Genomic DNA, 15,300 nt, shown 5'->3' with positions numbered 1-15,300 from the left:
GGTTCAGCCTACAAAATGAATCATAAATGGATTTAAATCATGGGAATTTTTTCTAAAAAACCTAAACCTAGCCAAAATGCTTATGCAGTTGTCACGGGTGCGGGAAGTGGTATAGGGCGCAGTTTTGCTATGGAATTGGCAAAACGTGGTGGGACAGTGGTTTGCGCAGACATTAACTTGGATGCCGCACAAGAAACCGTCAATCTAATTACTTCACAAACTCAGCGCAAAGCGTTTGCGGTGCAATGTGATGTTGGAGCAAAAGAGCAAGTACAAGCTTTAGCTGAAAATGCTGAAAAGTTGATGGATCATCCTGTGACTTTGTTGATTAATAATGCCGGTGTGGGCTTAGGCGGTAAGTTTGATGAGGTTTCATTAGAAGATTGGCAATGGTGTATGCATGTTAATTTGTGGGGCGTGATCCATGGTTGCCATTATTTTGTACCTAAATTTAAGCAGCAAGGTTATGGCGCAATCATTAATGTTGCATCAGCAGCAGGCTATACTGCCGCACCTGAAATGACCGCTTATAACGTGACGAAGTCGAGTGTATTGGCTCTTTCGGAAACGCTATCTGCTGAATTACGCCAAGATCAGATTCGTGTCAATGTCTTGTGTCCTACTTTAGTGCCTACAAATATTATGAAAAATGGGCGTTTACCTCAGCATTATGCAGGACTTGCTGATGATTTATTGATGAATCATGCATTTATCACCAGTGATAAAGTGGCAATTAAAACGCTGAATGCTTTGGATGCAAATCAGTTGTATACCATTCCACAACCTGACGCAAAATTATTTTGGATGATGAAACGTGCTTCGCCAACGCTGTATGCAAAAGTGTTGGGGATCGGTTATCCGTTATTTAATAAGTACGTAAAATAACAGTTGAGTACAACGATATGAATACACAAGCAACTTTAGATACTTTGTTGGACGACAGTACGGCTGAAAAAAAGTCGAAGCAATCAACAACTCAAACAACAGTTGAAGACATTAAACAAGTTACTCAGCTTGAAAGTTTAGAACCGAAAAGCCTCGAGGAAAATAAGCTTGAAGCAAAAAGGATTGAAGTAAAAAAAGCCGAAGCACAAAATGATGAAACTAAAAGCGTTCAATCACGTGTAGTAAAAGCAGAAATTAAAATTGAACCTCAAACTGAATCTGCACAGAAAACCAAGCGCCAAACGACTGTAAAGGCTAAAAACACGACTCAAACTGCTGCTAAAACTGCCAATAAACAAGTACCTGGAACACAAGCGGATATCCCAGTGCATACCTATGACAGCATTGTGATTGGTGCGGGTATTTCAGGAATTGCAGCGGCTTATAAAATGAAGCAAGCAGGCTATCAGGATTATATCGTACTGGAAAAAGCCAGCCGTGTAGGCGGGACGTGGCGTGATAATAATTATCCGGGTTGCGGCTGCGATGTACCTTCAGCACTGTATTCATTCTCATTTTCGCCAAGTCATAAATGGAGCCATTTATTTGCAAAACAGCCTGAGATTCTGAGTTATTTAGAAGAAGTGGTTGAGAAATATGATTTGGGCGAAAAAATTGAATTTAACAATGAGTTAATCAGTGCGCGATGGGATGAAGCCAAACATATTTGGAATTTAGAAACCTCTAAAGGGCAATATCAAGCGAGAACGGTACTGTTTACCACGGGGCCGATCACGGAGCCGTCTATGCCAAAATTGAAAGGGATTGAAGGCTTCAAAGGTGAAATGTTCCATTCAGCACGTTGGAATCATGATTATGACTTGACCAATAAGCGTGTTGCCGTGATTGGTACAGGTGCATCGGCGATCCAATTTATTCCACAAGTTCAACCCAAAGTTAAACAATTATTTGTATTTCAACGGACTGCACCATGGGTATTACCGAAGGCGGATATGCAGTTGAATGATAGAGCCAAGCAGATTGCTGCTCAATTTCCAATCATTCAACAGACTTGGCGTAATAGTATTGCTCAAATTTTAAATGGTATTAATTTTGGATTGCGTCATCCCAAAGTACTTGAACCGATCAGTTTTCTCAGTAAACAGTTGCTGAAATTGCAAATTGATGATGATCAATTGCGTAAGAATGTCACTCCAAACTTTGCCATTGGTTGTAAGCGCTTATTATTCGCCAATAATTATTATCCAGCACTACAGCAAGACAATGTTCATTTGATTCCACACGGACTAATTGAAATAGATGGAAATACGCTGATTGCTGCAAATGGTGAACGACATGAAGTTGATGTCATCATTTGGGGAACAGGCTTTGAAGTTTCTCATCCGCCTATCGGTAAGCGAGTTTATGATACAACAGGTCAAACACTTGCTGAACGTTGGAAAGGTAGCTCTCCTGAAGCATATTTAGGTGCAAGTATTGAAAAGGTTCCAAATGCATTCCTTGTTTTAGGGCCAAATATTCTTGTTTATGATTCATTTATTGGAATTGCAGAAGCACAAATTGACTATATTGTAGATGGTTTATTGAAAATGCGTGATTTGAAATTCACTCGTTTTGAAATTAAAAAAGACGTGATTCGTAAACACAATATTAAAGTCCAAAAACAGCTACAAAGCACTGTATTTAATGTAGGCGGCTGTAAGTCTTATTATTTGGATGAGAATGGTCGCAATTTTGCGGCATGGCCTTGGTCGTTGAAACAATTGAAGAGTCAGCTAAAAACACTAGATTTGAAACATTACGATATAGCGTCTTAAAGTTATCCTTTAGATCGGTTCATGATTTTAAAATACGCCATTAAAGAAGACTCAATTAAAGACCGTTTTAAAGTTTAACGACCTATTGAATCATGAGTTTTGATGATTCGTTGCATTATATTGAAAGGATATAAAGAGCTAATTTATATCCTTTTTTATCGGTAGGGTGTTAGATTGGTTGAGTGTTATTGATGAGCCACGTTAAAACCTCACCTTTTAGATCAGGGGATAAACGCTCACGAACCATTTGATGATACTGGTTTAACCAAGACTTTTCATCATTGGATAATAAATCTAAAACAATACAGCTTTGGTCAATCGGGCAAAGTGTAAGCGTTTCAAATTCTAAGAAATGACCATAAGTTTGATCTTGAAACACTTTAGGCTGATTCACGACTAGATTTTCAATACGAATACCATATTTGCCTTCATGGTATAAACCGGGTTCATTCGAAGTAATCATACCTTTATGTAGTTTTGTATAGATGGTCGCAGGTGAATAATAAGAAATGACTTGTGGTCCTTCATGTACATTGAGCGCATAGCCGACGCCGTGACCAGTACCGTGTCGATAATCTAAACCTTGCTTCCAAAGCGCCTGACGAGTAATTGCATCTAATAACGGTGCAGCAATACCTTCAGGGAAAACAGTTTGCGCCAATGCGATATGGCATTTTAAAACAAGTGTGTAATCACGCTTCTGTTGCGCGCTTGGCTGACCAATCGGTACGACACGAGTAATGTCTGTGGTGCCATCTTCATATTGGCCACCTGAATCAATCAGTAGTAACCCATCACCTTGAATGTCACTATAATTTTCTTCAGTTGCTCGATAATGTGGAAGTGCACCATTGGCATTAAATCCTGCGATGGTAGAGAAACTTAAGCCAATAAAACCAGACTGTTGCGCACGAAAAGCTGTGATTTTTTTATCAATATCGAGTTCATTGATCGGCTGTTGCGTTTTTAATGCAGTCTCTAACCAATGAAAGAAATGACACAGTGCAACACCATCTTTTTGCATAGCATTTCTTACATGCGCAATTTCTAGGTCATGTTTTTGTGATTTAAATAAAGTACTTGGGTTAATATCTTGAATCAATTGATTATGTTGTATGATTGTTTGTGCATGTAAAATTGAAACTTTTGCAGGGTCAATTAAAACATGTTGATCTTTGAGTTGGGTTAAAAAGTTCTGAGTTTGCTCATAGGCTTGTATTTCAATGTGTTCATCATTGAATTGAGTTTTTAGCTCAGTTGAAAGTTTTGCTGCATCAATAAAAAGTACAGTACGATGTTGATCTATAAATAAATGTGCTAAGAACACAGGGTTATATTCAACATCACTTCCTCTGCAGTTGAAGATCCATGCAATATCATCCAGTGCAGAAATAAAATGAGCTGATGCATTTTTTTCATGTAAAGCTTGACGAATATGTGAAATTTTTTCTAAACGAGTTTGTGCAGTAAGATCACTGCGCATTTGCCAAATAGCTTCTACAGGTAGAGTAGGGCGATCGTCCCAAATTTGATCAATTAAGTCGAGCTGTGTTTCAATTTGGAAATGATTTTGTTTGGCAATTTGCTTGAGTGCATCGAATTGCTGTACAGAAATTGTTTGACCATTCACAGAAATCTTAGCATTTTTTTCTAAGTTTTTTGTCAACCATGCAAGATGGGTTGATGATTCTTCAGCTGTTTGTTTCTGCAAAACAAAACCCGTATTGAGCAATTGCTGTTCCGCCTGAACCCAGTAGCGTCCGTCGACCCATAAACCAGCAAAGTCTTGAGTAATTACAATCGTACCTACTGAACCTGTAAATCCAGTCAGCCACAAACGGACTTTCCAGTAATCAGGTAAATATTCTGACATATGTGGATCAGCGCTCATGGCAACAAAAGCATCAATCTGATGTTTTTGCATTTCTGCACGTAATAATTTAAGTTTTTCGAGTGAGTCTTTGCTGTTCATTTTGATTTAACTTCTATCATTTGTACCGATTGGAATTGGTTTTTTAATGCTGTTGTTATTCTATGCATGTTCTTTTAAATTTGTGATGTTTTAATTTAAATTTCTCATAAAAAAACCACCCAAGAGGGTGGTTTTCTGTTCGATCAGCGAAAAACGAATTAACGTTTGATATCGCGTTGAACTTCGCCAGTATAAAGCTGACGAGGACGACCGATTTTGTAAGGTGCGCTGTGCATTTCTAACCAGTGGCTGATCCAACCAACAGTACGTGCAAGAGCAAAAATTACAGTAAACATTTCAGTCGGGATACCAATCGCTTTAAGGATGATACCTGAGTAGAAGTCTACGTTAGGGTATAAGTTACGTTTGATGAAGTATTCGTCAGACAACGCAATACGTTCAAGTTCCATCGCAAGCTCAAGTTGTGGATCGTTGATACCAAGTGCGCTAAGCACTTCGTCACAAGTCTCTTTCATCACTTTCGCACGTGGATCGAAGTTTTTATAAACTCGGTGACCGAAGCCCATAAGTTTAACTTCTTTAGTTTTCACTTTTTCCATGAAGTCAGCAACGTTTTCTACAGAGCCGATTTCATCAAGCATCTTAAGAACAGCTTCGTTCGCGCCGCCATGAGCAGGGCCCCAAAGTGCAGCAATACCCGCAGCGATACATGCGTATGGGTTAGCACCCGTAGAACCTGCTAAACGTACTGTAGACGTAGATGCATTTTGTTCATGGTCTGCATGAAGCGTAAAGATACGATCCATTGCTTTTGCAAGAATAGGGTTAACTTTATAGTCACGGTCTGCTGGAGTAGCAAACATCATGTACAAGAAGTTTTCTGCGTAGTTCAAGTCATTGCGTGGATATACAAATGGTTGACCGATTGTATATTTATAAGTCCAAGCAGCAAGTGTTGGAATTTTAGCAACTAAACGAACAGCAGTAATTTCACGGTGGTCAACGTTTTCAACATCAAAACCGTTGTGATAGAACGCAGAAAGTGCACCAACAACACCACACATCACCGCCATAGGGTGAGCGTCACGACGGAAACCATTGAAGAAACGGCTGACTTGGTCATGAACCATAGTGTGGTTGCGAACTTTTGCATCAAATTCAGTTTTTTGTTCAGCAGTTGGAAGCTCGCCATTTAATAATAAGTAGCAAGTTTCTAAGTAGTCTGCTTGAGTCGCCAATTGTGCGATAGGATAACCACGGTGTAAAAGAACACCTTCGTTGCCATCGATAAATGTAATTTTAGACTCGCAAGCAGCAGTAGCCATAAAACCAGGATCAAAAGTAAAGTGACCCGAGGCCAATACATCTTTAACGTCGATTACATCTGGGCCCAATGTGCCGCTGTAAATTGGTAATTCAATTTCTTTGCCATCAAGCTGTAATACGGCTTTTTTGCCAGTTGCTTCAGACATTCAATAGATCTCCTGTCCTGGTGAATGTTGTATCTAATGTCGCATAATCATATTTTAATGTGCGAATTAGACGAGTCGAGATTAGCTAATAAGCTTAATGAGCACTAAAATTTTGTCAATTATACTTATGGATGAAAAAATGACGTTTCAACGGTAAGTTAGTTGCGAAAAGGCAACTAAATTGAACATCGCATTTCAGTGTCGGTCAGTATAATAAGGGAAATTCCAAAGAAGGTGCAGAAAAATAATTAGAATGCATGGGTCATAAACAATATTTTTCACTCTTATTGCAGCACTTTTGTAATTTAAAACAAATCAAATGAAAATATTAAAATCATATAAATATCATAGCTTACATACATTCTGTGCTGTAAAAGATTCGGAAAATGATCAATATGATTGTTGAAATATTTATTTGCATTTTAATGCTTAACTGATTAAAAAATAGTTTAAATAATGCATTTGGTAGTTTAAAAAATAATCAGATCAAACGAGAATTAATAATTAAATTGATTCTATTTTAATCAAATTGCGCGAAAAACGATATGTTATTTATTCATTATTCACACACTAAGTTGTTCTTTCTTATTAAAATCAGTCACGTTAAATCATTGAATAAAATGTTGAATATTAAAAAAAGAAATAAAGGGTTATTTTTAATCGACATAATCGGTATAGATTCCAAACAAAAAGGAAATAAATAATAAACAAAAAGGAATGAAAAAATATTAGGACGCTTTTGTCCGTAAGCTTGTGCTTTAGTCTAAATTTATCAAAAAAATATAAGTGGTAATGATGTATCAAAATGGTTTATGCAAACTCTATAAAAAATAAAGAGATAGCATATAAAGGTACAAGTGACTTATATGGGTTTGGTTATTGATTCATTTTAAGATTAATGTAAATGATTCTTATTTGAGTGATTTTTAAAGAAAAAGCTAATTTTGATTGTTTGTGTTTTGACAGTTGACGTTTTATAATTCGATGTCGTTTAAAGTTCAGTCAATTCATTTTGTCTGACAATGCTAGCTTTCCTTCGAATTAATTCCAACAAACTCCGGATGGAGTTTTTACTTACAGGATGCCCGCTGTGAAAAGCAACAGACCTGTCAATTTGTCCATGGGTCAAGTTTTAGATGTAAACTTAAAATCCCCTGTGGCTATTGCATCAATTCTACACCGTCTTTCAGGTGTCATCGTATTTTTACTCGTACCGGTACTTTTGTGGCTATTAGATAAGTCTTTGTCTTCGCCTGAAGGTTTTGCTCAAGTTCAAGCTATTTTTGATAGCTTCATTGTTCGCTTCATCGTATGGGTATTTGTCGCTGGTTTATTATTCCATTTTATTATGGGTATTAAACACTTACTCGCAGATCTTGGTTTTGCTGAAGAGCTTCAAAGTGGCCGCGTAGCAGCAACTATCGCATTAATCTTGGCTGCGATTTCTGTAATCGCATCATTTGTATGGATTGTTCTCTAATGAAAAGTGCTACAGGTTTAACGGGTTCAGGTTCTCGTGATTGGTATATCCAACGCGTTAGTGCTGTTGTATTAGCTGTTTATACTGTTGTGGTATTGGGTTGGATTCTGTGTAATGGTGGATTCAGCTTTGAACAATGGAATGGCTTTATGATGACTTTACCAATGAAGGTTTTATCTTTATTGGCAGTCTTATCACTTGTTGCGCATGCTTGGATTGGTATGTGGCAGGTATTCACTGATTATGTGACTACTCGTCAAATGGGTCCTTCAGCTTCAGGTTTACGCATTGTATTAACATCAGCAGTGATTATTGCTGTTATTGCATATGCGATCTGGGCAATCCAGATTTTTTGGGCGAATTGATAGGAAGATGTCATGGGCGCTATAACCCCTAAAGAAGATTATTCAAATATTCCAAGCCAAGCTTTCGATGCAGTCATCGTAGGTGGTGGTGGTTCAGGTATGCGTGCTTCTTATCAACTTGCACAAGCTGGTTTGAAGGTTGCTGTTCTGACTAAAGTATTCCCAACACGTTCTCATACTGTTGCGGCACAAGGTGGTATCGGTGCATCTCTTGGTAATATGCAAGATGATAACTGGCACTATCACTTCTATGACACAGTAAAAGGTTCTGACTGGTTAGGTGACCAGGATGCAATCGAATTTATGTGTCGTGAAGCGCCTAAAGTTGTTTATGAATTAGAACACATGGGGATGCCTTTTGACCGTAATGCGGATGGTACGATTTACCAACGTCCATTTGGTGGTCACTCTGCAAACTATGGTGAAAAAGCTGTTCCACGTGCATGTGCTGCAGCTGACCGTACAGGTCATGCGCTTCTTCATACGCTTTATCAAAGCAACGTGAAAATGGGTACACAATTCTTCGTTGAATGGATCGCACTTGATTTGATCCGTGATGATGAAGGTGCAGTTATTGGTGTAACTGCAATTGACCAAGAAACAGGCAAAATTGCAGTATTCCAAGCAAAAGCAACATTGTTCGCTACTGGTGGTGCGGGTCGTGTTTACCGTGCATCTACAAACGCATATATCAATACTGGTGATGGTCTTGGTATGGCAGCTCGTGCAGGTATTCCATTACAAGATATGGAATTCTGGCAGTTCCACCCAACAGGTGTTGCGGGCGCAGGCGTATTGTTAACTGAAGGTTGTCGTGGTGAAGGTGCAATCCTTCGTAACAAAGACGGCGAACCGTTCATGGAGCGTTATGCTCCAACTTTGAAAGATTTGGCTCCGCGTGACTTCGTATCACGTTCAATGGACCAAGAGATCAAAGAAGGTCGTGGTTGTGGTCCTAAAGGTGATTATATCCTTCTAGATATGACTCACTTAGGTGCTGATACGATTATGAAGCGTTTACCATCTGTATTTGAGATTGGTAAAAAATTCGCAAACGTCGATATCACCAAAGAAGCGATTCCAGTTGTACCAACAATCCATTATCAAATGGGTGGTATTCCAACGAATATTCATGGTCAAGTGGTTGTTCCTGAGTTTGAAGCAAATGAAGAAGGCTTCCATGCAGGTTATGATCAAAATACCAAAGAATATACAACCAACGGCAAAATGAACTATACGAAACCAATTAAAGGTTTTTATGCAATTGGTGAATGTTCTTGCGTATCTGTACATGGTGCAAACCGTTTAGGTACAAACTCACTACTTGACTTGGTGGTATTTGGTAAAGCTGCTGGTGAACATATCATTGATTATGTAACTAAGCATCATGGTGATGAGTACACGCCAGTACCTACTAATGCATTGGAAAATACAATGAAGCGTATTCGTCAACTTGACGATTCGACTTCTGGTGAAAATGCTCAAGAAGTTGCTGATGCAATTCGTGACATCGTACAAGATCATGCGGGTGTATTCCGTACGCAAGCGTTGCTTGATGAAGGTGTTAAGCAAATTCTTGCAATTGAACCACGTGTTCGCAACATTTACTTAAAAGACAAATCTAAAGTATTTAATACGGCGCGTATTGAAGCTTTGGAAGTTGAGAACTTATACGAAGTCGCAAAAGCAACCTTGATTTCTGCTGCTGCTCGTAAAGAGTGCCGTGGTGCGCATACAGTTGTTGACTATGAGTTACCAGCGGATCACCCGACTTATTCTTATGGTCGTCGTGATGATGAATGGATGAAACATACATTGTGGTATTCAAGTGATAACCATCTTGAATATAAACCAGTACGTTACAGCCCATTGACTGTTGAAGCTATTGAACCTAAGCCACGTACATTCTAATTGGGAGAATAAAGATGAGTAGAGGCACTCGTACATTCGAAATCTACCGCTATGATCCTGATAAGGATAAAGCACCGTACATGCAAACTTTTAAGCTTGAATTGACTGATAAGCACCGTATGTTGCTTGATGCACTTCTTGCGTTAAAAGTACAAGATGAATCATTAACATTCCGCCGCTCTTGCCGTGAAGGTATTTGTGGTTCGGATGGTGTGAACATCAATGGTAAAAATGGTCTTGCTTGTTTATGGAACTTGAACGATTTACCTGAAAAAATCGTGATTCGTCCATTACCGGGTTTGCCAGTGGTTAAAGATTTAGTTGTGGATATGAATCAGTTCTACGATCAGTATGACAAAATTCAGCCATTCCTAATCAATAATCAACCAGCGCCACCGAAGGAGCGTTTACAGTCTCCTGAAGAGCGTGATCATTTGAATGGTTTGTATGAATGTATTTTATGTGCATGTTGTTCAACTTCATGCCCATCATTCTGGTGGAACCCTGATAAGTTCTTGGGTCCATCTGCATTGTTGAATGCATACCGTTTCATTATTGATTCACGTGATACAGCGACTCAAGATCGTTTATCACGTCTTGATGATCCATTCTCATTGTTCCGTTGTAAAGGAATTATGAACTGTGTATCTGTATGTCCAAAAGGTTTGAACCCAACAAAAGCAATCGGTCACATCCGTAGCATGTTGCTCGACCAAGCGGGTTAATACTGTGTATGAAAGAGCGTGCATCATTTGATGTGCGCTCTTTTTTTATTGATTTTATGGTGAAATAGGTAAAATGATCGGATAGGTGAATTTTTTATATAAATGGATGAATGATATTTGATTATTTCTTGTATGTATTTCGCCAATTTATGAGTGGTATGTGTCAAAAAAATCAATTCAAGCTACAGTTCATGTTAGCATTTAACAAATGAACATATGTGAAAAACGTACTGGATTTTGGTACATTTTATCTACATAAGTCTGATTCAGAACAGTTTATAAATAATATATAACTTCTTCTGATAAGTCGCTTTAGAAAAAGCAAATCCCTTTTTTGTTTTTTCTAAGTCGATTTGCAAAAAATTGCTCAACTGCGGTTGAGTATAGGTGAGTAATGATGCCATTGAGGGCGTTATGATTCATTGTATACATTAGTCAAAACTAATGTTTATAGCGCCCCGTGGTCACGAGTACCTAGTGGGTGAATGTCAATTTACCGATTTGGCATAATCAATCATGGGAGTGCTTAAAAGGCATCCTGTAATGTTTTTTGCAATAGGAAATGGGTCCACAAATGCAAGAAGTTGCTGACGCACTGCGTCTTGACACTGAACTTTCCGCTGATAGCGCAGCGTATATTGAAGAGCTTTACGAACAGTACCTTTCTTCTCCAACCTCAGTAGGTGAGGATTGGCGTCAATATTTCGATAAATTCCCTAAAGGTGATCAACCGCACGGAAATATTCGTGAGCAATTCTTATTACTAGGTCGTAATTCAAATCGTATTCAGCCTGTTGTGCAAAGTGAAGTAAGTACTGAGCATGAACGTCGTCAAATTGGTGTATTACAACTGATTGCTGCATACCGTAACCGTGGTCATCAAAAAGCAAAACTTGATCCACTCGGTTTGGCTAAGCGTGAAGATGTGCCTGATTTAGATCTTGCAGCACATGGATTAACCAAGTCGGACTTAGACACTGTATTTAATGCAGGCAATCTTGCAATTGGCAAATCTGAAGCAACTTTAGGCGAAATGGTCAATGCAATGGAAGCAACATATTGTGCTTCTATTGGTACTGAGTATATGCATATTGTTGATACCAAAGAAAAACGCTGGATTCAACAACGTCTTGAAAGCGCTCGCGGTCAATTCAATTTCTCTGCTGATCAAAAGAAACATGTGCTTGAGCGTTTAACCGCTGCTGAAGGTTTAGAAAAATTCCTTGGCAATAAATACGTTGGTGCAAAACGTTTTGGTGTGGAAGGTGGTGAATCTTTTATTCCAATGGTAAACGAACTTATTCAACGTGCAGGCGCTGTAGGTTGTAAAGAAGTCGTGATTGGTATGCCACACCGTGGTCGTTTAAACTTACTTGTCAACATTATGGGTAAAAACCCTGCTGACTTATTTGGTGAGTTTGAAGGTAAATCACTGAATAAAAAAGGTTCAGGTGACGTTAAATACCATCAAGGTTTTTCTTCAAATGTGATGACTCCAGGTGGTGAAGTTCACTTGGCATTGGCATTTAACCCATCGCACTTAGAAATCGTAGGGCCTGTGGTTGAAGGTTCTGTACGTGCTCGTCAAGTACGCCGTAAAGATATTGGTGGTGATGATGTATTACCAATCATTGTGCATGGTGATGCTGCATTTGCAGGTCAAGGTGTAAACCAAGAAACCTTCCAAATGTCACAAACGCGTGGTTATACCGTAGGTGGTACGGTTCATATCGTTGTAAATAACCAAGTTGGTTTTACTACATCTGATCCACGTGATGCGCGTTCTACAGAATACTGTACCGATATTGCAAAAATGATTCAGGCGCCTATTTTCCATGTAAATGGTGATGATCCTGAAGCTGTTTTATTTGTTGCTCAATTGGCACATGATTTCCGTCATACATTCCGTAAAGATGTTGTGATTGATATGTTCTGTTATCGTCGTCGTGGTCATAACGAAGCAGACGAACCAGCAGCAACACAACCAATGATGTATCAAGTCATCAATAAAAAAGCGACTACACGTACCTTGTATGCAGATCAATTGGTACAAGAGAAAGTATTAGATCGTGCAGATGCAGATGCTTTGGTTGAAAAATATCGTGAAGATCTTGAAGCAGGTAACCATGTTGCGAATGCTTTAGTGCTTGAACCAAATGAAAAAATGTTTGTAGATTGGAAGCCTTATTTAGGGCATGAATATACAGACGTTTGGGATACAACATTCCCAATCGAGCGCTTGAAAGAGCTTGGCGTAAAAATGCGTGAGCTTCCTGAAGGCTTCGTGATGCAACGTCAAGTTGCAAAAGTGATTGATGATCGTTTGAAAATGCAAACGGGTGAAATGCCATTAAACTGGGGTGCTGCAGAAGTTTTAGCGTATGCAACGATCCTTGATGATGGTTATTTGGTTCGTTTGACGGGTGAAGACGTTGGTCGTGGTACTTTCTCACACCGTCATGCAAAATTACATAACCAAGTTGATGGTTCTGTTTATATTCCATTGTGCCATATCAAAGAAAACCAGCCTCGTACTGCAGTTTATGACTCATTATTGTCAGAAATGGCGGTGCTTGCTTTTGAATATGGTTATGCAACGACATTGCCAAAAAGCTTGATCATTTGGGAAGCTCAATTTGGTGACTTCGCAAACTGTGCGCAAGTGGTAATTGACCAATTTATTTCATCTGGTGAGACCAAGTGGGAACGTGTTTGTGGTTTAACATTGCTTCTTCCGCATGGTTATGAGGGGCAAGGTCCTGAGCATTCTTCAGCACGTTTAGAGCGTTTCTTACAGCTTTGTGCGGAAGACAATATGCAAGTGATCACACCGACTACGCCTGCACAGATTTTCCATGCAATGCGTCGTCAGGCGATTCGCCCAATTCGTAAACCAATGATCGTCATGTCACCGAAATCGTTACTTCGTCATAAATTAGCAACGTCTACTTTAGAAGAGCTCGCAACTGGTTCATTCCAGACTGTGATTGATGAAGTGGATCAAATCAACAAAGCTGATGTAACACGTTTGGTGCTTTGTGGCGGTAAAGTTTATTACGATTTACTTGAAAAACGTCGTGAAGAGAATTTGAACGTTGCAATTGTACGTGTTGAACAGTTGTATCCATTCCCAGAAAAACGCATTGCTGAAGTTCTTGCGACTTATCCGAACATTCAAGAGCTTGTTTGGTGTCAAGAAGAGCCGAAGAACCAAGGTGCTTGGTTATTCATCGCGCCTCGTTTATATGAAGGTGTAATGAGTTCTGGTAAACAAATTCGCATTAGTTATGCAGGTCGTGATGCTTCTGCTGCACCGGCTTGTGGTTCACCATATTTACATGCAAAACAACAAGCTCAGCTCGTGAATGACGCACTTGCGATCGTAGCTGATCAATCAGGAGAAACTAAATAATGGCAACCGAAATTAAAGCACCGGTATTTCCAGAGTCAGTTGCTGACGGAACAATTGCAACTTGGCACAAACAACCAGGTGAAGCTGTTTCACGTGATGAAGTGATCTGTGATATTGAAACAGATAAAGTTGTTTTAGAGGTTGTTGCTCCTGCTGATGGTTCAATTTCTGCAATCATCAAAAATGAAGGTGATACGGTTCTTTCTTCTGAAGTGATTGCGATGTTTGAAGAGGGTGCTGTTTCAGGTGCTGCTCAAACTCAATCTGTTCAAAGCGAACAAAAAGTTGAACAAGCTTCTTCACAAACTGAAGCGGGTGCTGCACCAGTCGTAGAACGTGCTCAAGTACAAGATCAAGCTCCTGCAGTGCGTAAAGCATTAACAGAAACAGGTATTTCTGCTGCTGATGTAGATGGTACTGGTCGTGGTGGTCGCATCACGAAAGAAGATGTTGCAAATCATCAAGCGAAACCAGCAGCAAATGTAACACCATTGAGCGTGGCTGTAGGTGAACGTATTGAAAAACGCGTTCCAATGACACGTTTACGTAAGCGTGTTGCTGAGCGTCTTCTTGCTGCTACTCAGCAAACTGCAATGTTAACGACGTTTAACGAAGTGAACATGAAGCCAGTCATGGAAATGCGTAAGCAATATAAAGATGCTTTCGAAAAACGTCATGGTGCTCGTTTAGGCTTCATGTCATTCTTCGTTAAAGCAGTGACTGAAGCGCTTAAACGCTATCCTGCTGTAAATGCTTCAATTGATGGTGATGATATCGTTTATCACGGTTATTATGACATTGGTGTTGCTGTTTCTTCTGATCGTGGTTTAGTGGTTCCTGTATTACGTGATACAGATCGTATGAACTATGCTGAAGTTGAATCTGGTATTGCTGCATATGCTGCTAAAGCGCGTGAAGGTAAATTGTCTATCGAAGATATGACAGGTGGTACATTCACAATTACCAATGGTGGTACTTTTGGTTCATTACTTTCAACACCGATTTTGAACCAACCACAAACTGCAATTTTAGGTATGCACAAAATCCAAGAGCGTCCTATGGCTGTAAATGGTCAAGTTGAAATTCTTCCAATGATGTACTTAGCGCTTTCTTATGACCATCGTATGATTGATGGTAAAGAAGCTGTAGGTTTCTTGGTAACCGTTAAAGAGTTACTTGAAGAGCCTGCTAAACTTATCCTTGACCTATAATTTAATACTTAAAAATCCCCCTAAATCCCCCTTTGTCAGAGGGGGGCTTTCACGAGTTGAAATAGATA

10 protein-coding genes are annotated in these 15,300 nt (G+C 39.3%); 8 read left to right on the top strand and 2 right to left on the bottom strand.

The window, feature by feature from the left end; genetic code table 11:
- Positions 1-39 precede the first annotated feature (39 nt).
- Complete coding sequence (locus tag D7V20_RS02905) at positions 40-885, top strand: SDR family NAD(P)-dependent oxidoreductase (RefSeq protein WP_120382839.1); 846 nt, start codon at positions 40-42, stop codon at positions 883-885.
- Positions 886-902: 17 nt separating this feature from the next.
- Positions 903-2,723: a flavin-containing monooxygenase gene (locus D7V20_RS02900; RefSeq protein WP_120382838.1), complete on the top strand. Its 1,821-nt coding sequence runs from the start codon at positions 903-905 to the stop codon at positions 2,721-2,723.
- Positions 2,724-2,892: 169 nt separating this feature from the next.
- Here the strand turns inward: D7V20_RS02900 and D7V20_RS02895 are convergent, their stop codons facing one another.
- Positions 2,893-4,695, bottom strand: coding sequence for an aminopeptidase P family protein (locus tag D7V20_RS02895; protein ID WP_120382837.1), 1,803 nt, complete (start codon positions 4,693-4,695; stop codon positions 2,893-2,895).
- Positions 4,696-4,853: 158 nt separating this feature from the next.
- A complete protein-coding gene (gltA, locus tag D7V20_RS02890; RefSeq protein WP_120382836.1) occupies positions 4,854-6,128 on the bottom strand; it encodes a citrate synthase in 1,275 nt (424 codons plus the stop codon).
- A gap of 1,081 nt (positions 6,129-7,209) precedes the next feature.
- On the opposite strand from gltA, the gene sdhC reads away from it, so the two are divergent.
- The 6 genes from sdhC to odhB all read left to right on the top strand — a co-directional run bounded on the left by sdhC (position 7,210) and on the right by odhB (position 15,232).
- The gene (gene sdhC, locus D7V20_RS02885; protein WP_147395791.1) at positions 7,210-7,608 is read left to right on the top strand and encodes a succinate dehydrogenase, cytochrome b556 subunit; all 399 of its coding nucleotides are present in this window, start codon (positions 7,210-7,212) and stop codon (positions 7,606-7,608) included.
- Positions 7,608-7,973 (top strand): succinate dehydrogenase, hydrophobic membrane anchor protein, encoded by a 366-nt coding sequence (gene sdhD, locus D7V20_RS02880; protein ID WP_120382835.1) that lies wholly within the window; start codon positions 7,608-7,610, stop codon positions 7,971-7,973. The genes sdhC and sdhD overlap by 1 nt, the downstream gene beginning before the upstream one ends.
- Positions 7,974-7,985: 12 nt before the next feature.
- A complete protein-coding gene (gene sdhA / locus D7V20_RS02875) occupies positions 7,986-9,884 on the top strand; it encodes a succinate dehydrogenase flavoprotein subunit (RefSeq protein ID WP_120382834.1) in 1,899 nt (632 codons plus the stop codon).
- Between the two features lie 14 nt (positions 9,885-9,898).
- Positions 9,899-10,609, top strand: a complete 711-nt coding sequence (locus D7V20_RS02870) for a succinate dehydrogenase iron-sulfur subunit (protein WP_089604413.1) — start codon at positions 9,899-9,901, stop codon at positions 10,607-10,609.
- A gap of 574 nt (positions 10,610-11,183) precedes the next feature.
- Positions 11,184-14,021, top strand: a complete 2,838-nt coding sequence (locus D7V20_RS02865) for a 2-oxoglutarate dehydrogenase E1 component (protein ID WP_120382833.1) — start codon at positions 11,184-11,186, stop codon at positions 14,019-14,021.
- Positions 14,021-15,232: a 2-oxoglutarate dehydrogenase complex dihydrolipoyllysine-residue succinyltransferase gene (odhB, locus tag D7V20_RS02860; RefSeq protein ID WP_010112442.1), complete on the top strand. Its 1,212-nt coding sequence runs from the start codon at positions 14,021-14,023 to the stop codon at positions 15,230-15,232. Before D7V20_RS02865 ends, odhB begins: the two co-directional genes overlap by 1 nt.
- The last annotated feature ends 68 nt before the right edge of the window (positions 15,233-15,300 follow it).

Origin of the sequence: Acinetobacter rongchengensis, from assembly GCF_003611475.1 — a bacterium.
GTDB lineage: Bacteria > Pseudomonadota > Gammaproteobacteria > Pseudomonadales > Moraxellaceae > Acinetobacter > Acinetobacter rongchengensis.
This window is presented reverse-complemented; position numbering and strand designations above follow the sequence as displayed.